Raw genomic sequence first — 20,723 nt, 5'->3', positions numbered from 1 at the left:
ACAGGTTAATACGACGAGCCGCCCTAGTTACGGTTCTTGCCCCGTATGCATCGCCTCTACCCGATGTTTCCGCTAGGACTACCCGGTCTCGGCCTTGGCCTATTGCGGCTGTCCGTCGCGATCACCCTTTGGCCCCTCCCTATGGGGCTAACGGTATGGCTGGGCCAGAAACCGGTTTTTGTAATGGCGGCCGTGCTCTTTATAGCACTCATATTCGGGGTCTTTACGCCCTTTGCGGCAAGCCTCGGCCTGATCTTTAAATTGATTGAAATCATCCAACCCATCTCAATGCCGATGGAATGGGCCGTAGCGATGGCGTTGATCTGTCTAGCTTTAATGCTGCTGGGCCCTGGCGCCTATTCCATGGATTCTCAACTTTATGGCTTCCGAGTGCTAACGCTCCGACCTAGGCGATGACCGTCAACCTCCAAGACGTTAATGGAGAAGACCAATGACAGCGGCAGTGGAGCACGGAGTCCCCCTACGGAGGGGTCATCTTCCGGGCAGAACGCGATAAGGTGATTTCGCCCTCGCCGATCCACTCGGGTGGACCGTCCTCCCTCCCATAAGGGACCGAGAAGTTCATGCAACAGACTGCCGATCCTGCGAACTCGAATCAGAGTTCACTCTTTTACGCGGTATTCTTTTATGTAGCGCCCGCCATGTTCATCGGCACGCTCGATCAAACCATTGTTGCCTCCGCGTTGCCCACGATCTCTACCAAGTTAGGGGGCTTTGGAAACATCGCCTGGGTCGTAACGGCCTATATGCTCGCAGCAACCGTCGCAGCGCCTTTATACGGGAAACTGGGCGATGCATTGGGCCGCCGTCGCGCACTTCTTTGGGCAGTTGCGGTCTTCACCGCGGGATCCATTCTTTGCGCGCTCTCACCAGACCTCAACGTCTTGATCGTCGCCCGCGCTGCACAAGGGTTAGGCGGCGGTGGATTAATGACGTTATCTCTCGCACTGATCGGCGAAGCCGTGTCGCCGCGTGAGCGAGGGCGATTTCAAGGGTGGTTCGGGGCCGTCTTTGCACTCGCAAGTTCGATCGGCCCGGTTGCCGGTGGCACATTGACGGAACTCTGGGGATGGCGTTCCATCTTTTGGATCAACGTTCCGTTGGGTGCCATCGCCACCTATGGCACCTTGCGATTGCAATCACGTTCCGGCCTTGTCCGCTTCAAATTTGATCCATATGGCACGCTCACGTTCGTCATCGCCACCGTGTCGTTGTTGCTGACTTTCGACGCAGGGCCCAAGGTTGGCTGGACCAGTTTCAACACCCTCTCATTGTTGGTTGTGGCGTTGGTGAGTTATGCAGCACTCTGGAAAATTGAGCGTGTTGCGAAAGATCCACTGATCAATTTAGACCTTTTAGCGGACCCCGTTCTCTGGCGTTCGGCGGTATGTGTGCTGTTATATGCCGTGATGTTTTTTGCCGCCATTGTGGGATTGCCACTGTTGTTGCAACTGGTGCTGAGCATGAGCCCAAGTGGTTCCGGCCTAATGTTGATCCCGCTGACCCTCGCCCAGGTTGTGGTTTCCACCATCACCGGTTATCGCATTTCTGCGACAGGTCGCCCACGTGCACCGATGACGTTAGGTTTATTCGTGGCCACGTTGGGCTTTTTGTTGATGGCACTGTTCTTAGGCGAGGGGGCATTCGCCATTTGTTTAGCATCCGCCCTCTTTGGCCTAGGTTTGGGTACCACGATGCCGGCGGCGCAAACGCTTGCGCAATGGACAGCTGGCTCACAGCAGTTGGGCGCCGCCGTTGCAATGGTGACGTTCGCGCGTTCGGTAGGTGGAACCTTGGGGGCTGCGCTTGCCGGTGCACTGCTGACAGCGGCCCTTCGTTCCAACAATCCCGCACTCGTGTCGAGCATTGAAAACGCGCTTGTGACATCGGGCACGCATATCACTCTCACGCCCATTCAATCCTCGCAAATCGCACACGCCTTTCGCTTCGTGTTCGGTAGCCTCGCACTCATCGCATTCGTCGCATCATGCATTGCACGCACACTGCCCAATGTTGATCTAGCAGCCTCACCCGCCCGTATAGGGACTATTCCGGGTTCTAGTTCTTGAGATAGTGCAAATGCGAATGCGTTCGCCTGGGTATACACGGGAGGCTTACTTATCCATCTCCTCCACAATGCATATAAGCCCCCGATGCTCTGAAATTTTCGTCTGCGAAAGATCTGAGCAGGCAACTATTTACTTGAACATGGCCTTCTATGACCGCAAGGGGCATCGAATTTTGCGCTCAGTCCTTTGGAAGTGAACACCTTCATCAACCCAATTTTTCCAAACGCCCTCAATTATGCCCTGGCAACTAATACGCCAGTTCAATTTACAATATGAGTCACCCGATTGACGAAGCGTGCGCAGCTTGAATCCCGCGATCCTTACCTTTGATGACCTGCGTGAAATTAGTCGACTTGGCCCGAACGCTCGCTTATCCAGCATGGAGCGCTGGGCAAGATCGAATGGAATTCGGTATAAGTACGACGGTAAAGGCGGAATTTGGACAACTATTGCCGCAATGAATGCTGCCGTCGGAGTTACATCAGAAACTAGAGACAGCGCTAAACTCCGGGCCGAGGATGTGTCCTTTTAGTCATCGCAACAGCCTAATGTGAGAAGTAACTAGGTAGCAATGCGCTTATTCATGATGTCATTTCTTTTGCCGCAGAAGCCTGACCGCTTCACTCAGCGACCGCTCAATAATCTGCATGCGTGATTGCGCATATTCTGCAGATAACAGCACGTCTAAGTCCTTTGCCGCCTTGGCCGACATCACACCACCAGGAAGCCGTTTCCCACCCGCCTCGATCTTCTTGGCCTCACTGGCAGACGCACGCCGAACATTTTTCATTGCAGGAGACTTGGACATTACTTTACTTCCGTTTTCGACATGTCCATTTTAACCAGCAATGCCCGCAGCATAAACAACATAAAGCCAGCCTATTTTATGTTGCTTTATATTCGGATCGCGACTAGACGCCAAAAAATAGGCATATCAAGTAACCAAGGTAAACAACAAACCGAATCCCGAAGGGTACGCACACTTCGAGATCCGGGGTGTCGAGGACCCCGCCCTATGTGCCCCCGTAGGAAGGACCCGTGAGATTTGAGCGCACTCAATCGGACAGCCGTTCTGCAATTAAAGCGACTCACTAAGCAAACGGATGAGCGTGTAATACGTACGTGATGGCATGCCTCGACGCGATACCGTGCGTGACGAAAACTCTGCGCGCCAAGTCTTTCCAATTGGATTGAATGTTTGCCCAATCAACTGCTCAGTTACTGCCCTACTCGCATCAGAGGCAACACCCCCCGAAATAACATCGCCATCAGACAATTGAAATTCAAACCGCTTGTGTTGGGGCAACAAGCCGAGCAAAAGACCAGTCAGGATTATTCCTGGGTCTTCCTTGACTTCCAAAAACTCCGTCCTCTCTCTACCACGCTCTACTTCAAGGCGCCCAAGATTTATCTCGCGATCGCCTTCGACTATGCGCACCGTCGCTTCCGCCTTTGACAGCGTGCCAAACAAATTTCTTGAGGCGCTAATCATCCGCGAATCGATCGAAGCGATTCGCTCTGCAAATGCTTCCTCTTCGGCAGATGCGATTTCGTTGATAAGCGACGCGACGTCATCCACTACAACAGTAAGTGGCGTTTCAAATGCTTCCGACTGGTTGCCTAGTTCCTCCAACACAAAACCAAATGAACCCCTGGTTACACCAGTGACCATGAGGTTTGTTTCTGCCCGATGTGGGACCGGGCCTCTAGACCCCATGTCGCCCACCTCCATTGCAGTGAAAGACTTCGACACCAGGTCCTGAAAATTGCCGATGACGTTTGAGGCAAAATCAGCATCAATCCCCTGCATGCCAAGAACTTTGGGGCCGCCAAAGTACATAGCGACAGAAGCTCTGGTGACGTTTAAAGATCCAAGTTCAACTAGCTCGCGCTCGATCTCGGCAAGTCTAGATTCGAACTGCATCACCCCAACAATGTCGTCCACTCCCCTTGCCTCGCTTAGCAATTGCGAGATGGTCGCACGTTCAGCGGCAAGACTTTCTTTCTGCAATCTACGCGGGATCATGGGAGCGCTCCCAAGGTGCTTATGGCCGCCGCATCGTCCTCAGCGAGATCAAGTTGAAGCAATCCTTTCCACAAGGCTGTGACCCTTTGATGTGAAAAAAGACCAGCCCAGTAAGCAGTTCGGCTAACCAACACCCCAACAGGAAGATTTAAGTCCACGAAGTATGCGTCAAGATTGCCAATAGGCGGCAGAAAGAGAACGCTATTGGCGGAAATGAACGCACCCCATTGCGCGAGAGTTTGAGCGTGTTGGGGGCGATGGGCAAATGTCACGAGATCGATGTCTTTAGGCGGCCTCCCTCTAACGATCTCCACATTCTCCATAAAGCTACCGTCGAGCCACTGGAACCCAGTTGCGATACCAATGGCTCGTAAATCGGCGCGATATTGAAATAGCTGCCTCAAGAGACTATTTCGCTCCGGGCTTGTCGCAAATGCTGCGACTAGCTCCGTTGACTTTACGTGATAGGGCGAGCACCCAGCCATTACAGTTGGGTCGGTGCCTACAAATGGCGGCAGAACACCCGATTGATTAAATAGTGGAATCAACATGCCCCCCCGGAATGCTTCCCTGCTGTCAAAGGAGATTACGCTCATCGGCTTTTTCAGCCAACTCCCGTTGAAAGGCGCAGTTCCTCCTGAAAAGGTCAAGCCGTCATGCATGACGCCCATGTTCCGCTTGCCGGTTAGGCGACCAACCCCAAATAGTTGGTACACACTCAAAACCCATGGGGCACAATGGTTTCACGGATCGAGTGACCAAAAGACCAACTTTCCAACTCTCTCAATGACTCTGCGGTGTTTGCGATTGCTGTACTACTGATGCTTGCCAAGAGTTTCCTTGACATTGTTGGTCATTGGTCAATCCACAGCTGAACACCCCTTTCATATCCACAACTTGCGCTTGTTTAAGTCCGTTCGAAATCGATGACGGACCCGAAGGTCCGTCACCATAGCTAGTCTAGAGTGGGCTTTCGCTACATCGCATGCTCGGCACCATGAACTGCCGAGCTGCTTTGGTTCGTTTGGCTTCACCAAAGAGCGCACGAAGAACTTTTGCCGCTTCGTTGAGGTTGGCTTTGGTTGGTCGGTCATAGCCGATTTCGAGCAACACTTCGGTTGCCGTCATGGGTGTACGCGGCGCAGATGCAGATGCATCTCCATATTTTAATGTGATCAGCTCACCAATCGGATCACTTACTTGGTGTTGTCCGTTTAAACGCTCTAAGCGAGCTTCTTCGTCGCGATCCAACCACCAACGCTCACCAGCTTGATACCAAGTCGCAACTTCTGCCCAGAGTTGCTGCATATCGATGGCATGGTTGTAGTTGATCCCTGTCACGGGAACCGTCCACCAACGAACGTTGCCGGTATCGTCAGCAAGAAACTGTTCGGGATTTACGCTGGCGAAAAATACCGTTCGGCGGGGCGCCTTATCTTCGGCGCGACTGTAAGGACGACGGAACTGGTCACAGTCTTGACTGATAAAGCCCTTTAGTCGTGCGATGTCAGCACGACGCAGTGTCCCATCTAGTTCGCCAAGTTCGACGAGCCAATGACTGATCGCGGAAATCACCGTGTCTTTGTTCTGCGGATCGATCATCGCATCGACCTTAATCAGGTCACGCATCTCTTCAGGCACCAGCGAGCGGAACCACGAGGTCTTGCCTACCGACTGCCCTCCTTGGAAGACCAGCACACCCTTAGACATGAAGCCAGCAGGCTTGAGCGCAGCAGCGACAGCGGAAATCAGCCATCGTCTCAATAGCACAGCGAACAAGTCACGATCGTACTCTGGGCGAATTTGCACAGTGTCGAGCAGAGCGCCAAACCGCGAGCAGCCATCCCACGGTCGCGAGCGAATGAATTCTGCTATCGGGTTCCAAACGTTTTCGGGCATGTTTCCAATATGTATTAGGTGCTCAGCAACGTCTTGCTTTGGCAGGCTGTTCTTGGCACACAGACTCCGCACAGCGGCGAGCGCGACGCTCTGTTGGTTTTCGATACTCGCGATCATGCCGGGATACTCAATGTCCATGCGCTTACGGATCGTGTCGTAGCGAACTGTGAATGCGTAGTGCCGCAACATGTGTCGCATATTCACCACCGTGTCTTGAGGCCTCCCGCTATCACTCAAATCGGGCCAGCTCATACGATCCACCGGGCGCAATCGATGAACATCCGTTCCGCCGCGCGTTGAAGTGGTTGCAAGGTCCTCAGCGCTCGCCGCTTCTGCTGGTTTTTCAATCAGCAATTGGCGCACGGCATCCAAGCCATGTTCGTTCGCGTAGTCGTTCCAGTCTTGCCCGACAGTGGGCGGCATCGCCCAAGATAGCCCGGTTGCTTCGGCGGCCTTGCGGCCGGTTTCACTCTGATCGTTATCGGCGGCGACGCCCCGTAGCTGCCCCTGCAATGTGGCGGCGACATGCTTCAAATTCCCTGCATCAAACGCCACGATGACGGCCGCACCCGTTGCAGCATGCACACTCGCGCCCGTCGCATAACCTTCCAGAAGCCACGCAAGTCCGTCACCGTCAATACGGAAATAAGTACCTTGCTTCTGGCCGCCACGCAGGAAGAGCTTGTCGCCGTTTTGCGTGATGCGCTGGAGACTTACCAGCTCTCCACAGCCACTATGCATCGGGATCAATAGTTCACCTTCCCGAATACCATTTCCTTCCGCATGCGCGACTCGCAGTCCATACGACAGAACGCCTTTGCGCTGTAGATAAGGATGCTTATTAGCCGGCTGGGCAGACTCCCATGCCATACGAGCGTTCTGCGCAGTTTCAGCGTGACGTTTCTTTTCCTCTTGTTCTCTCGCAACCCGAATGGCTTCACTACGTTGTTTAATCTCGGCGCGTTCCGCAACACTCAACGCCATTGCAGGTCTCGCACACCATGGATGGGATTCACCCGTACGCCAGCTGCCGAATTCACCAGCGGGCACGCCATCATTGAAGAGCACCGCCCATCCGTTGCGCGTTCCTTTGCGGTCTCCCTTGATTTGAAAGCGAATGAGGCTTCCGTCCCCCGGAATATCGAGGTGACCCAATTCGGGAACGATGTTTGCGGCATGCATGGCAGCTTCAAACTGGCGTATTGGATCACCGCCTCCTGGAATCTGCCTCGTATTCATGTCGACATCTCCGGCCAGCTATTAGCAAGCGCTGAGCGTAACCCCGGCATTAGACACCCCTGATCAGCAATGCGACCAGTCCTTTGCTTTCTTGCGGCTCGCAGCATCTTTTTTAGCTTTGCCTGACGATCATTAGGGCGACGTTTTCGGCTCTGCGGAATCATGTGCGGTTTCCCACATAGGATTCGGCAAACGCCAGCACCTCAGCAGTTCGCCATACCGTCACTCGCGGAGACAGCTTGACGGGCTTAGGAGCCGTCCCTGCACTCACCCATTCCCACCATGTGGAACGACCTATGGGCAACAAGCCGATCTTCCCTGTCTTTCGGTTCGTATAGATGTCGGCAGCGCGAACGTAGATGGGAAACGTCATACGTTGCCCCCTGCCCGCCTTGTCATATAGCAGTGAATCTCGCTCCACAGGATGAACGTCTCGCCGTGAGGCGATTGATGTGCTTCTATCTCCCCTTTACGAATCATGTCGCACAGTTTTAGCGGGCGAACACCTATGTAATTAGCAGCATCTTTAAGCTTGCAGTACGGCGCACTGTGATCTTTCATCAATTTCATGTTGTTGCGATTCCTACAGAGACACACCGGCCGGCACATCGCTGGCGCTTACCTTGGAGCGGTCTCTCATGAGCGTTTCCTTGTGATGATTTGGTATTGAAGCCAATTGTCGAAATCCGCGCCGGCAGTTCCATTACGGAAATGTCCGCTTGCATCCGTCCCAACCCAGTACGGTCCGAATACAACGGAATCATGGAGGGGCATTGACCGACACGTCATTGCAGAAAGTTTCCAGGCGAATCATCCAGCCACGCAGGCGGCGCTCCATGTCCGCTCGGGCCCGCTATAGGTCTGCACAGTCCGGAATTGATTGAATCATCTGGCACCGAGGGCCGGTTCTCCATTGCGGAGATGTTCGCGTGTGCTCTACAGCGTCCCAACCATTTGGCCCGCGCCCGGCATTCCTATTTGAAGGATCGGCTTGGGGCCAACTTGCGTGACAGGGCAAGCAGGCAATACCTGACGGTAACTTTGACGGTAACTCAAAAATATAAAACGAACCAAATGGCTAAATGAAGCCATTTATAAGGTACGATTCGACGCCTATTTCCACCACGACATCATTTCAGGGCGTGCACTCTCGTACACAAAATCCTGAAAAACGCGGTAAATCCAGACACCCGGTGTGTACACCCGTACCGCCGGGTGTCTTGCTGTCTGCGGTGCGATTAGGAACAAGTACCTGCCCCCGCCCAGCTTGTACCCAGGCCGAGCTCCAAAGTGACTTTAAGTGCGGTCAGCGAAATAGCTAGAGCGCATTTGCAACAACTGAACAGCTTGGCGGCAAAAGGCCGGCCCAGGCAAATGCAGTGTCCCAATAAACAAGAAGCCCGGCATGAGGCCGGGCTTCTTGTTCTTGAAGTGGGCGCGCCGCTTCAGATCACCTTGACTTCCGAAGCCTGCAGACCCTTCTGGCCCTGCGTAACCTTGAAGGAGACCTTCTGACCCTCGGCCAGGCTCTTGAAGCCCTGGGATTGGATCTCACGGAAATGCACGAACAGGTCATCACCACCCTGATCACGGCTGATAAAGCCGAAACCCTTGGAATCGTTGAACCATTTGACAGTGCCGGTTTCTTGCTGAGACATGATTTTTCCTTGTAACGCGTGAAGCCGCATAGCGGCGGATAGGCTGGTCGCAAGGAGGAAGCGGGTTCAACGGTGTAGTAAAACTGCATCTACAGCATCGGGCCACAATTCACGGTGACCCTTGAAACTCAGCACGCGCACGATATAGGCCATTGGCTCAAATGGCAAATCTCAACGGGCACATTGGGTTGCCGTCGTGCGACTGATTGAGACCAGCGCAGGCGACTATAGCCAATATCCGGCTTTCCTGACAGCCCCGCGCAAGGCATCACCAACCGCGTTTAGGCGGCCTGTTGGCGATTTTAGGGTCCTGGGGAGCCTGCCCGGAATGTGATGGATCGCGTGCGAAACGGTTCGTTTTCCCGAACGCATGGGGCTGTGCGGAGCTCAATGTGACTTTTTGGCCAGAGTAAATCGAATGAATGGCGGCTGCCGTTAGGGGTTTGTTGGTGTCGCTCATTTGATGGCCGGCAGCATAGGGGAAGGGGTTCACTCTACTCCCTATTCACCGATCGCGTGATGAAAAGCCGGATCGGCCTGGTTTTGACCTGCGCCGAATGGCACATAGCGACGCTCCGGGGCGCAACGGTAAACGCGCCCCGTCACGGGCGGCATGGCTGCACGTTGCTTGCCTGGGTCCCCAGATGCGGAAGCAGACATCGCAACTATCGCAGGACCCAATCAGGCTTCGATTACCATGGGATTATGTCGCTAGCGTCGCGACACGTTCGACGGCTCAATGTTTTGCTTCCTTCAGGTCACGCATCCTTCCCGCCGGGTCGCTGCCATCGACTTGATTTATCTGATTGTAAAACTGCTGCAGATAAGCGAAGTCCTGGGCGAACAGACCTTCAATGACCTTGGTATTGATCATATCGAGTCGACCCAGCCTCACGACCACGCGGGACAAGATGATTATGGCCAGATAAGCCGGATTAGCCTGCACACGGTGATCTTTCAACGGCAGCATTTCATCGCCAGCCGTTGCCAGACGCATCACTCCGTCGCGGTGAAGCGTACCTTCCGCGTCGACGTACCCGATCGGAAGAGTGAATTCAAACTCTTTGCCGGTCACGCTCATGATGCCCCCTGATGGCTTGCGCGCTTCTTTACTCGATATTGATGTGCAAGCAGGCGCGTTGCTAGTGCGCCGATCTGATCTGGGCCTTCAATGACGGCACGCATGATGGGTCCGGGGTCATGGGCGCCGCATTGGATTTCTGTCGCAGGTTCCACCGCAGTCCGCTTTTTTCGCGTATGGCCAGCCGGGCCAACAGCTGTGGGTGAAGGAAGCCCGCGCGCGGCGGTGAACCTTGGACGGCATGTCCCCAAGCCGGATCGGCGATGCATCCTGGAAGCTGTTTACCGCTGACGTTATGGGGCAATTCCAGGCGAAACTGACATGGGTTTCACAACGCCCGTCACATCCCGGAAGGCTATCGAGGTAAAGCGGCCAAAGAATGTAAGATATTGGCCCAGCAAGCTACGGGGCTCGCGTTCACCTGGGTTTCACAGCATGCCCTGGATCGTTACACAAATTTGCTTCACGCGCGTCAGGGATCCACTGGGGAGTTGGAGACGATGCACGAACGACTGAGGGCGCTTGCAAAAAACGGATGGAAGCATGCGGCCATTGTCGTGGCCTACGCCATCGTTTTATGGCTGTTTCGCCAGATCATTATCCCCCACTACGTATTGCTGTCCGGTGTTCGCGTCGCTGTTTTGGCGTTGGTTCCTTATCGTTACTGGCCAGCACTCATTCTCGGCGAAGAATTCGCGCTGGTTCCCATGACAGTAGCGTGCTGGAGCCAATTCGGTCCGGTATGGAGCATGCTGAACCTGCTTCCCGCCAGCGCACTGATGGCGCCCGTGGTGTACATGGCGCGCGAACGTGGGCCGTTGCTCGGAAAAGAGGGCCACGTGCATGTGGCCGTGCTGCTGGTTTGCGCACTCGTGGCCTCCATGGTGTGCACGGCCTACAACCTTTTGATGGCCTCTACCGCGAGCGTACCGGCGGGTTACCCGGCGCTGCATTACGACCAGCTTGCCTCTGAATGGCTGCTGGGCAATTTCCTGGGGATACTGTCGTTGGTCCCGACCGTACTGGCATGTCACCAGCGCGTAAGAAGCCATGGTTGGAAAGAATGGGCATGGCATGCCATCGAAAGTCGCATCGTTTTCGAGAGCATTTGCCTGGTGGTGCCGATGCTCGCGATGCTGCTTTGGATCGGCTTCACGCTGCCGCACGTACGCGGCGTGGCCCAGGTGTGCCTGTTCTTGCCTATCGTTTGGCTGGCACTTCGCCACGGCTGGCAAGGTGCCGCGTTTGGCGGCACGTTGGCGAGCCTGGCGGTGGTCCTGCTGATGCCGGAGCGGTTCGATCACGACACCATGCAGGCAGAGGTGATCGTTGCATTCGCAGTCAGCACCATGCTTTTGGCCGGTGCGCGCATCGGCGTGCTCAGCGCGCGCGCAGAAAAAGAGCGCGCCGAGATGCAGCTCGCGCTTGAACTGGCGCGTAGCAATTTCCACATCGGCGAAATGCAAATGCGCTCCACCGCGCAGGCTCTGGAGCAGATCCGCGAAACAGTGCGCGGCGGCTACACGATGATGATGGGGCGCTTGCGCCATTTGCAGCCCGCTATCGACGACGGCGGCTACATGCGGGTTGCCTTGGATGCCCAAGACCAACTCTACGGACTGGCCGATAGCTTGTATCCGCAATCGTGGCGCGAGCGTGGTTTGCCCTCGGCCCTGCGCGAAGGTGCCGTGGCACGGATGCTCGACGAGGCCGGTGTCCATTATGGGTGCGACCTTAAAGGCCCTGTCAGCCGTCTATCGACGAGCCTGCACCTGGCTATCTACCGCATGGTATGCGAGGGCATCGCCGAAGGATGTAGCCGCAAAGACGTCAGTGCCGTGCGCGTGCGCGTACGGGCGAGCGAACGGTCAGGACGTCTGTGGGTCGTTGTGCAATGGCAATTCCGGCGCAACGCTGCGGACCTCGCCTATGTGAAATGGGATGAGCTGGTACCACGCCTGCAGCGTTCGAGCAGCGGGCTGGGCATGAAGGCGCTGCAAGACCGTGCCGCCAGCTTCGAAGGGCTGGCCCGTCAGAGGGAGCGACGAAATGGCAGGAACATCGCTTGCCTGATGTTCGATCCATAAAAAAAGCCCGGCATTTGCCGGGCTTTTCCGTTATGACGGCATCCTGTTTCAGGCGCCGTGCGTGCTGCAGGTAATCACATCACACGTTTGCTCCATGACGGCCGGAGAGGCCGCTGGGCTTGCGGTTTGCGTGGATGCCGATGCCGCCTGCAAGGAGGTCGTCCCATCGCTCATCGGCGTAGCCGAAATCACCGTGGTGCCGTCGTTGTAGACAACGGCAGCATTTCCTGCCGACGTCGCGGTGGTGGTGCCCGATTGCTGAGGCGTCGTCACCGATGATGCGTTGCCAATCGGCAGGACGATGAATTGCCCACCCGAGGTGCCGATCGCACCAAGCACGTTGCCGGCCGCATCATTGATCTGGACATACGTGACACCGCCCAGCACGAATGCATAAGCGTGATAGTGTGCATTGACACTGACATCCACAGCATTGGGCCACGCCTGGCCCAGACCTTGAGTCGGCGCTCCAGCGCTCGCTGCGCCGGAAAAGCCAAGTGCCAGCAATGTGGCAAACACTGTACGACGAGCAAGCTTCGACATACGAATCCCCTTTGGGTAGTCGGTGCGCCCTGCACCGGTGGACGTGCAATCTAACACTCTGCCACCGCGGACCACTGTGTAGAGCGTCGGCGAGCGGCAGCTACGGTTCAGCCGTTCGTGATGACGGCGTGAAGAACTCGCGTCTGACCACGTCGGCAATTGCAGATTAATGCAATAGCTCCGTGCGCTCCGGAAGACCATTCGATGTGGCTTCATTCGTCGGTAGCAGCCGGCAGTCGAACGCGCGCCACCGACCATCGCTGCCCTCGATGTTGATGACCGGCTCGCCCTCTGTTGCACCTTCCTCGTAGCACCGTCGAACAATGAAGGAAAGCGCTGCTTGGCGTGATCGAAAGCGCAGCGGCTTTCCATCTGCGACGAGTACGCAGCCATGCGCTTCAGACACCGCGTATCGAAGGTAAAAGTGCTGCAAGGGACGCCCTTTACGAACGCTATTGAAATGCATTCTGGTTGGCGCTGCGTGCGTGCGCCGTGACATCCGTATCGTAGGCGGCTGCATCAACCCGACTGCAGGTTGAACGAGCTCGACGTGGCAGGAGTGCGTTGGCAAGGGTGGCGATGATTGATCACGCGCACGACGTCGCACGCTGCAATACAAGGCTTTTGACGCACCATGCTGGTTTCAACAGCGGACCTGCGTCACACCGTGTGAAGTGCGCTGGGACGCGCCTGCCCCATCACCCTCTTAATTTTGCGAATATGGCGAACTGAGACTTCGCCGTTTAGCCGCTGCCAACGCTTCGTGTAGGCGGTGTTCAGCCGAAGAGCCATTCAATAAATGTTATGGCCGGCAAGGCCAAGTGCTCTGAAGTGCTTTTGTTTAATTGGATAACCGATGGGGGATTTAGTATGAGCAAGTGGGTATTGAAGGCATGTTGCATGGCCGGCATGGCGACCGCGGCCGCCGGGCTCACGGCATGCAGTCATCAGGCAAACGCAGACCCCGCAGTGGACGCATCCGCGCAAGCCGCGCAGGCTTCCGGACCGCAGTATGCGCAGGTGGTGAGCGTGACGCCGGTTCATCAGATGGTGAACAATCCCCAGCAGGTCTGCCAGGATGTCGTGGTCAATCACACCGCCCCTCCGAAAGACCAGCACCATATCGCAGGCACCGCAATTGGTGCGGTGGCCGGTGGCCTGCTAGGTCACCTCGTGGGTCACGGCAAGGGCAACACCCTGGCGACCGTGGCCGGTGCCGCGGCAGGTGGCTATGCGGGCAATCGCATCGAAGCCGCTCACCAGCACGACCGGGTGTATTCCACTACGGAGCATGAGTGCAAAACGGTCACCAATGCGACCGACACCATCGTCGGTTACGACGTGCAGTACGTCTATAACGGTGTGACTCGCACGGCACGCATGGATCACGATCCAGGCAACCGCGTGCAGGTGCAGGAAGGGGTGGTATCGGTCTCGGACGCTCAATAAGCCACACATCGCCAGCCGCACGCATTTAAAGAAAAAGGTGGTAACCGATCGGTCACCACCTTTTTTTGTCGCTCAAATCAAGAGCTCAACATCGCCGTGCAAGCACGAGAGAACTTCGTCACATCGAAGCTCAGTGTTTCTGCTTGTAAATATCCTTGCTGTTGTGATTCTCGGAGCGATTGAGGTTGTGCTGCTCCTGCTTGGTCAGATGACCGTTGTGCTTGGCTTCGTCCACGGATTCACGGCGGGCGATATTGGAATCGCGCTTTTCATCGCGCGCCGCCTGGGCTTGCGACATGGTGCCTTTCTTGAGGCCGTTGTTGATGCGATTCTGCTGGTTTTGTACGCGATTGTTGACTTCATTGACACGCGGATGGCCGGGAACATCGGTTTGCGCCATCACCGCGCCGGACATCATGGCTGCACCCATGACCAGACCGGCAACGACGAGCTTGGACTTCACATTCATGGCAGATTCCTTGAGTTTGTTAGCGGACGTTGTTTGCCGAACCAAGCGGCTTGCATGCGTCGAGTGGAGTCATCGTTGTAAGTAGAACGGTGCCGATGGTGTCTCCTCCATCATCCTGCGCCATCGCGTGCCCCTCACCCTCGCAAGCGCCATAAACGAGCGCCCTCCTCACCCGTTGACACTGATCGCCTTGCGCATCGTTGCAATTCAGCGGGCGCATGGTTTTCTGGCCGGGCCTTTCGCTTGACTGACATAGTGGTGCAATGCGTCACCGCATGACGCACGCGGCCGTATGCGCAAAAGCAGCATCGATGCTGATGGCTTGTTATCGATTGACCCTGGAATGTAATGGCGTGGCTGCCCGACAGAGACTTGCTCGCCACCCTATGGCGCATCACCTATACTTGCGCACGCGCTTATGCGCACAGCGACAGTCTTCGCGCCCCCGTAGCTCAGTTGGATAGAGCGTCCCCCTCCTAAGGGGAAGGTCGTACGTTCGAATCGTATCGGGGGCACCATTTTGAGCTGGTTTCGACTGCTACAGCGCCGCGGCAATACGCAATGCGGAAAGTGCTGCGCATGCCCGCGACCCGGCCTGCATTAGAACGCGATGCCGATACACACCCGCCACCGCGCCGGCTTTGAAGACGCCCGACCCTGGGGTGGCTGCGTTAAGACCTTGTTCGCCCCCCCCTTTTTTTCGGGTATTGCCGCGTTTTAGCCAGGGTTCCCCCGCAATGTGCATCGGCCGCCATGGACACGCCTGTTAGAATAGGCATTTTCCCCATCCAAGGCGCTCAGACGCCACGTCTTACGGAGCCCAAGCATGTCCCACGAAATCCTCAAGGCGCTCGGTTTGTCCGGCGAGCAGTCGGGTACGTATCTCGGCAACGGCGAATGGTCCAAGACCACGAATGCCGGCGCGCTGCAGCCGTTGAATCCGGCTACCAACGAGGTGATCGGCACGGTTTACGCCAGCAGTGCCACCGATTACGACATCATCATCAAGCGCGCACAGGAAGCATTCGCTGTGTGGCGCACCACCCCTGCCCCACAGCGTGGCGAAGCGGTCCGCCTGTGTGGCGAAGCGCTGCGCAAGCACAAGGATGCCCTGGGTTCGCTGGTCGCGCTGGAGATGGGCAAGATCAAACCCGAGGGCGACGGCGAAGTGCAGGAGATGATCGACATCGCCGACTTCGCAGTAGGCCAAAGCCGCATGCTCTACGGCTACACCATGCATTCGGAGCGCCCTGGCCATCGCATGTACGAGCAGTATCAACCACTCGGCCTGGTCGGCATCATCAGCGCGTTCAACTTTCCCGTGGCAGTGTGGGCTTGGAACGCAATGCTCGCTGCCATTTGCGGCGATATCTGCATTTGGAAGCCGTCGCCGAAAACGCCGCTGTCGGCCATCGCCACGATGAAGATCTGCAACGAAGCGCTGACGGCTGGCGGTTTCCCGAATCTGTTTTTCCTGTTCAACGACGCCGGCACGGATCTCTCGCAAGCGTTCGTCGACGACCATCGCATTCCGCTGATCAGCTTCACCGGCTCCACCAAAGTGGGTCGCCACGTGGGTGAGCGCGTCGCCAAGCGCATGGGTCGTTCGCTGCTGGAGCTGGGTGGCAACAACGCCATCATCGTGGACGAAAGCGCCGATTTGAAACTGGCGATCCCTGCCATCGTGTTCGGCGCAGTCGGCACGGCCGGCCAACGCTGCACGACGACTCGTCGCTTGTTCGTGCACGAGTCCATTATCGGTGATGTGACGGACACGCTGGTCGCCGCGTATAAGCAGGTGGAAAGCAAGATCGGCGATCCTACGCTCAGCACCACGCTGATGGGTCCGCTCAACAGCAAGGATGCCGTCATGGGCTATCTCACCGCCATCGAAAAGGCCAAGGCAAGCGGTGGCACAGTACGCACCGGCGGTGCTGCGTTGACTGACCGCAAGGGCAACTTCGTGCTGCCTGCGATCGTCACCGGCCTGAAAAACAGCGATGAAGTGGTGCAGACAGAAACCTTCGCACCGATTCTCTACGTGATGCCGTTCAAGACACTGGATGAAGCCATCCAATTGCAGAACAGCGTACCGCAGGGCTTGTCCTCGTCCATCTTCACGCAGAACCTGAAAGCCGCCGAGCAGTACCTGTCGGCGGCGGGTTCGGATTGCGGCATCGCCAACGTCAACATCGGCACCTCCGGTGCGGAAATTGGCGGTGCGTTCGGTGGTGAAAAGGAAACCGGCGGTGGCCGTGAATCCGGCTCGGATGCGTGGAAGGTGTACATGCGCCGGCAGACCAATACGATCAATTATTCGAACGCGTTGCCGCTGGCGCAGGGTATCAAGTTCGATCTATAGGCTTCTCGTGAAACCGTGACGGCTTCTCCCCTCCGGGGAGAGGGTTGGAGTAAGTGGCTCCCTAGCCAGCAAACGATAGATCTGCCTCACCGTCATCCCGGCGAACACCGGAACGACGGTGAGGCACCCTAAGCACTACACCACCAAGAGGCATTGCCGTGCCCTCGCCTACAACACCCTCCCCCTTCGACTTCAACGGTTATCGCATCGTCATCGCCGGCGGCAGCAAGGGTATCGGTCGCAGCATGGCATTGGCCTTCGCAACGTCTGGTGCAGCCGTTTCGATCTGTGCACGCGGACAAGCAGCCTTGGATGAAACCGCCGCAGCGATCGCCGCGCACGGTGTACCCATGCACAAGCAATCGTGCGATCTGGGCGATGCCTCCGCAATCAAAACGTACATCGATGATGCGGCCGAAGTGCTCGGCGGCATCGACGTGCTGATCAACAATGCCAGCGGTTACGGCTTCGAAGATAAGGAAGAAGACTGGGCTGCCGTCTTCAATATCGACATGATGGCGGCCGTGCGGGCTTCGCATGCCGCGTTGCCGTATCTCGCCAAATCGCCGCACGCCAGCATTCTTCACACCAGTTCCATCGCAGCACTGCATCCGCGCCCCACCATGCCTTCCTACGGCGCAATGAAAGCAGCGCTTTGTCACTACACGGCTTCTCAAGCCGCGGCCCTCGCTCCGCAGCGCATTCGGGTGAATGCCATCGCCCCCGGCTCGATTGAATTTCCGGATGGTTTGTGGGACCGCTGCAAGCATGAGGACCCCGCACGCTATGCCAACGTCCTGTCGAAAATCCCCTTCGGACGCTACGGCACACCCGAAGAAGTTGCGCATGTGGCACTCTTCCTCGCGTCGTCGTGGGCAGGTTGGGTAACCGGGCAGATCATCTGTGTCGATGGCGGCCAACAGTTGAGTCGATAAAATCATGAACAACCTACGCAGCACCGAACGTTTCAGTGATCGTGTAGCGGACTATGTTCGCTTCCGCCCCACCTATCCCACCGTCTTGGTCGACTGGCTGCGCAAAGCACAGGGCGTTACAGCCGACTGGCGCGTGGCCGATGTCGGTGCGGGAACGGGCATTTCCAGCAAGCTTTTTCTCGACGCGGGTCACAGCGTAACCGCCGTGGAACCCAACGCCGCGATGCGCGGCGCAGCGCTCGAATGGCTGGGGGACAATCCGAAATTCCACGCGGTGGACGGACGTGCCGATGCCACCACACTGGATGACGCGAGCGTGGATCTCGTTTCCGTGGCGCAGGCGTTCCACTGGTTCGATCCGCAAACGACGCGACGCGAATTCCACCGTATCCTGCGCCCGGGTGGCCTGGCAGCCATTTACTGGAATTCGCGCCGGTTGGTCGGCACGCCTTTTCTGGAAGGTTACGAAGCACTGCTGCAGACCTACGGCACCGACTACACCAGCGTGGCCGAACGCTACGCCGACGAACCGCGCATGCGCGAGTGGTTCGGCGAAGGCTGGCGTGGCACCGCCAGCTTCGATCATCGGCAGCGCTTAGACTTCGACGCGCTGCGTGGACGGCTGATGTCTTCCTCATACGCGCCTCAGGCCGGTCATCCCAAGCATGAGCCCATGATCGAGGCGCTGCGCACGTTATTCGATGCCTGCGCCGTCAATGGCCATATAAGCTTCGATTACGACACCCGTGTCTACGTTGGCGAGGTTCCCTGATGTACCGCTGGCTGCGCCCGCTGCTGTTCAAACTGGATGCCGAGACGGCACACGGGCTCACGTTGTACGGCCTCGATGTTGCCTGGCGCAGCGAATTGGCGCGCTTCGTTGCACAGACGCCAGCCGAACTGCCGGTTGAAGCGTTCGGCATCCGCTTTGCCAACCCCGTCGGCCTCGCCGCCGGCCTGGACAAGAACGCCGCACACCTGGATGCACTTGGCGCACTGGGCTTGGGTTTCATCGAGGTCGGGACGGTGACACCACGCCCGCAGATCGGCAACGACCGCCCGCGCCTGTTCCGCCTGCCGCAGCATGAAGCCATCATCAATCGCATGGGCTTCAACAATGAAGGTGTCGATGCACTGGTGCGCAATGTGCAGGCATCCAGCTATCGCGGCGTGCTGGGCATCAACATCGGCAAGAACAAGGACACGCCCAACGAGAAAGCGGTCGACGATTACCTGTTCTGCCTGGAGCGCGTCTACGGGCATGCCACTTACATCACCGTCAATATTTCCTCGCCCAATACCAAGGGCCTGCGCGATCTGCAGGAAGAAGCCACGCTGCGCCGCTTTATCGAAACGCTGCGCGAAGCGCAGGAACGTCTCGGCTCGCAGCAAGGCCAGCGCAAGCCCATGCTGCTGAAAATCGCACCCGACCTCAGCGAAACAGAGCTCGACAGCGTTGCCGACGTGCTGCTGGCTGCGAATGTGGATGGCGTGATCTGCACCAACACCACGATCGACCACTCATCTGTCGCTGGCGATCCGCACGGCAACGAGGCAGGCGGGCTTTCTGGCCGCCCGCTGCGCACGCGCGCCACCGAGGTGATCCGTGGCATGCGCCAGCGGCTGGGTGATCGCATCGGCATCATCGGTGTTGGCGGCATCCTTGATGGCAGCGATGCGGCGGAAAAGCTCGACGCTGGCGCGAAGTTGGTGCAGGTTTATTCCGGCCTTATTTATCGCGGCCCTGAATTGATCGCCGAGTGTGTGAATGAAATCCGCCGTCAGCAGGACGATCGCGATGCACGCTGAACGCGTCGACATGGGCGGCTACACGCTGATCGAAAACGCACCGCTGCTGACGCGCAACACCCTGCGCGTGAATGCCCGCGCCAAGCTGCTGGCCGAAGTACGCGATGCAACGAAACTGCCCCAACTGCTGGACTTTCCAGCTATACGCTCAAGCAAGCTGCTGGTGCTGGGCGAAGGCAGCAACATTCTGCTCACCGGCGATGTCGACGGCACGGTACTGGCCATGGAAACGCGCGGCGTGCATATGGAAAAGGGCGGCGATATCGCCCGCATCGCCGTGGCCGCGGGCGAGCGCTGGGACGATTTTGTGCGCTGGACGCTGGGCCAGGGTTTTGCGGGCCTGGAAAATCTCATCCTGATTCCCGGTACCGTCGGCGCAGCACCGATCCAGAACATCGGCGCATACGGCACGGAAGTCGCCGAGTTCATCGAAAGCGTGGAAGCCTGGGATCGCATCGAGCGGTGCGTGGTGACCCTCGATCAAAGCGCCTGCGCTTTCAGCTACCGCGATTCGCTTTTCAAGCACGAACCGGAGCGCTTCATCGTCACCGCCGTGCGTTTCGCCCTGCCCCGTGAGCACAGCTTGCGCATGGACTACGCAGGCATCCGCGAAGAACTGGAACGCATGGGCGTCGAGAAACCCGCGCCGTTCCACGTCGCCGAAGCTGTCGTGCACCTACGCACACGCAAGTTGCCCGACCCGTCCGTCATTGGCAACGCCGGCAGCTTCTTCAAGAATCCCATCGTCGATGCCGCCCAAGGCGAAGCATTGAAGCGCGAGCACCCGGAACTTGTTGCATGGCCCGGCAACGATGCGCGGTGGAAACTTTCCGCTGCATGGCTCATCGAAGCGACCGGCTTCAAAGGTACGCGCGAAGGCGATGCGGGCATTTCCAATCGGCATGCACTTGTCCTGGTCAATCATGGCAAAGCCAGCGGGCAAGAGCTTTGGCACTTCGCACAAGCGGTGATCGAAGGCGTGCAAACGCGTTTCGGCGTAAAGCTGGAACCGGAGCCCGTGATCATCGGGGCCGCCTAGGCATCTCTTTGATAGCGCTCCAGCCAGCGTAACGTCT

The 20,723-nt window shown here is 57.2% G+C and carries 18 protein-coding genes and 1 tRNA gene; 9 read left to right on the top strand and 10 right to left on the bottom strand.

The annotated features are described in order from the left end of the window. The first annotated feature begins 584 nt into the window (after nucleotides 1-584). The gene (locus tag DWU98_RS13015) at nucleotides 585-2,090 is read left to right on the top strand and encodes a DHA2 family efflux MFS transporter permease subunit (RefSeq protein WP_115495993.1); all 1,506 of its coding nucleotides are present in this window, start codon (nucleotides 585-587) and stop codon (nucleotides 2,088-2,090) included. A 589-nt stretch (nucleotides 2,091-2,679) separates the two neighbouring features. Here DWU98_RS13015 and DWU98_RS13005 read toward each other — a convergent pair. The 8 genes from DWU98_RS13005 to DWU98_RS12970 all read right to left on the bottom strand — a co-directional run bounded on the left by DWU98_RS13005 (nucleotide 2,680) and on the right by DWU98_RS12970 (nucleotide 9,993). Further along, nucleotides 2,680-2,898 carry a hypothetical protein gene (locus DWU98_RS13005; RefSeq protein ID WP_115495991.1) on the bottom strand — a complete coding sequence of 73 codons (219 nt, stop codon included), beginning with the start codon at nucleotides 2,896-2,898 and terminating at the stop codon, nucleotides 2,680-2,682. Nucleotides 2,899-3,168: 270 nt separating this feature from the next. Next, complete coding sequence (locus DWU98_RS13000) at nucleotides 3,169-4,116, bottom strand: hypothetical protein (protein WP_115495990.1); 948 nt, start codon at nucleotides 4,114-4,116, stop codon at nucleotides 3,169-3,171. Next, nucleotides 4,113-4,787: a DUF6932 family protein gene (locus DWU98_RS12995; protein WP_230474838.1), complete on the bottom strand. Its 675-nt coding sequence runs from the start codon at nucleotides 4,785-4,787 to the stop codon at nucleotides 4,113-4,115. The genes DWU98_RS13000 and DWU98_RS12995 overlap by 4 nt, the downstream gene beginning before the upstream one ends. Before the next feature lie 289 nt (nucleotides 4,788-5,076). Next, nucleotides 5,077-7,254, bottom strand: a complete 2,178-nt coding sequence (locus DWU98_RS12990) for a VapE domain-containing protein (RefSeq protein WP_196239511.1) — start codon at nucleotides 7,252-7,254, stop codon at nucleotides 5,077-5,079. Between the two features lie 160 nt (nucleotides 7,255-7,414). Then, entirely contained in the window at nucleotides 7,415-7,627 is a 213-nt protein-coding gene (locus tag DWU98_RS12980; RefSeq protein ID WP_115496048.1) for a helix-turn-helix transcriptional regulator, read from the bottom strand. After that, nucleotides 7,624-7,824 (bottom strand): hypothetical protein, encoded by a 201-nt coding sequence (locus tag DWU98_RS21720; protein WP_147293317.1) that lies wholly within the window; start codon nucleotides 7,822-7,824, stop codon nucleotides 7,624-7,626. The genes DWU98_RS12980 and DWU98_RS21720 overlap by 4 nt, the downstream gene beginning before the upstream one ends. Nucleotides 7,825-8,699: 875 nt before the next feature. Beyond that, nucleotides 8,700-8,912: a cold-shock protein gene (locus tag DWU98_RS12975; protein ID WP_115495987.1), complete on the bottom strand. Its 213-nt coding sequence runs from the start codon at nucleotides 8,910-8,912 to the stop codon at nucleotides 8,700-8,702. Nucleotides 8,913-9,648: 736 nt separating this feature from the next. Next, nucleotides 9,649-9,993, bottom strand: a complete 345-nt coding sequence (locus DWU98_RS12970; RefSeq protein ID WP_115495986.1) for a hypothetical protein — start codon at nucleotides 9,991-9,993, stop codon at nucleotides 9,649-9,651. A gap of 500 nt (nucleotides 9,994-10,493) precedes the next feature. Here DWU98_RS12970 and DWU98_RS12965 point away from each other — a divergent pair, with 500 nt between their 5' ends. Then, a complete protein-coding gene (locus tag DWU98_RS12965; RefSeq protein WP_115495985.1) occupies nucleotides 10,494-12,080 on the top strand; it encodes an MASE1 domain-containing protein in 1,587 nt (528 codons plus the stop codon). A gap of 48 nt (nucleotides 12,081-12,128) precedes the next feature. Here the strand turns inward: DWU98_RS12965 and DWU98_RS12960 are convergent, their stop codons facing one another. Further along, entirely contained in the window at nucleotides 12,129-12,623 is a 495-nt protein-coding gene (locus DWU98_RS12960) for a hypothetical protein (RefSeq protein ID WP_196239510.1), read from the bottom strand. A gap of 870 nt (nucleotides 12,624-13,493) precedes the next feature. On the opposite strand from DWU98_RS12960, the gene DWU98_RS12950 reads away from it, so the two are divergent. After that, entirely contained in the window at nucleotides 13,494-14,072 is a 579-nt protein-coding gene (locus DWU98_RS12950; RefSeq protein WP_115495983.1) for a glycine zipper 2TM domain-containing protein, read from the top strand. 130 nt (nucleotides 14,073-14,202) lie between these two features. Here the strand turns inward: DWU98_RS12950 and DWU98_RS12945 are convergent, their stop codons facing one another. Continuing rightward, on the bottom strand, nucleotides 14,203-14,541 hold the full coding sequence (locus DWU98_RS12945; RefSeq protein WP_115495982.1) for a hypothetical protein: 339 nt from the start codon (nucleotides 14,539-14,541) through the stop codon (nucleotides 14,203-14,205). A gap of 441 nt (nucleotides 14,542-14,982) precedes the next feature. On the opposite strand from DWU98_RS12945, the gene DWU98_RS12940 reads away from it, so the two are divergent. The 6 genes from DWU98_RS12940 to murB all read left to right on the top strand — a co-directional run bounded on the left by DWU98_RS12940 (nucleotide 14,983) and on the right by murB (nucleotide 20,686). Beyond that, a tRNA-Arg gene (locus DWU98_RS12940) sits at nucleotides 14,983-15,059 on the top strand. A 308-nt stretch (nucleotides 15,060-15,367) separates the two neighbouring features. Further along, complete coding sequence (gene amaB / locus DWU98_RS12935) at nucleotides 15,368-16,903, top strand: L-piperidine-6-carboxylate dehydrogenase (protein WP_115495981.1); 1,536 nt, start codon at nucleotides 15,368-15,370, stop codon at nucleotides 16,901-16,903. A gap of 152 nt (nucleotides 16,904-17,055) precedes the next feature. Continuing rightward, nucleotides 17,056-17,838: an SDR family NAD(P)-dependent oxidoreductase gene (locus DWU98_RS12930; protein WP_425480228.1), complete on the top strand. Its 783-nt coding sequence runs from the start codon at nucleotides 17,056-17,058 to the stop codon at nucleotides 17,836-17,838. Between the two features lie 4 nt (nucleotides 17,839-17,842). Beyond that, nucleotides 17,843-18,610, top strand: a complete 768-nt coding sequence (locus DWU98_RS12925) for a class I SAM-dependent methyltransferase (protein WP_115495980.1) — start codon at nucleotides 17,843-17,845, stop codon at nucleotides 18,608-18,610. Next, a complete protein-coding gene (locus DWU98_RS12920; RefSeq protein ID WP_115495979.1) occupies nucleotides 18,610-19,647 on the top strand; it encodes a quinone-dependent dihydroorotate dehydrogenase in 1,038 nt (345 codons plus the stop codon). The genes DWU98_RS12925 and DWU98_RS12920 overlap by 1 nt, the downstream gene beginning before the upstream one ends. 10 nt (nucleotides 19,648-19,657) lie before the next feature. Further along, nucleotides 19,658-20,686 carry a UDP-N-acetylmuramate dehydrogenase gene (gene murB / locus DWU98_RS12915; protein ID WP_115496046.1) on the top strand — a complete coding sequence of 343 codons (1,029 nt, stop codon included), beginning with the start codon at nucleotides 19,658-19,660 and terminating at the stop codon, nucleotides 20,684-20,686. Nucleotides 20,687-20,723: the final 37 nt, after the last annotated feature.

The sequence above is a fragment of the Dyella monticola genome, assembly GCF_003363155.1.
Lineage (GTDB): Bacteria > Pseudomonadota > Gammaproteobacteria > Xanthomonadales > Rhodanobacteraceae > Dyella_B > Dyella_B monticola.
Note: the sequence above shows the minus strand (reverse complement) of the source record. Positions and strands in the feature narration are given on the sequence as shown.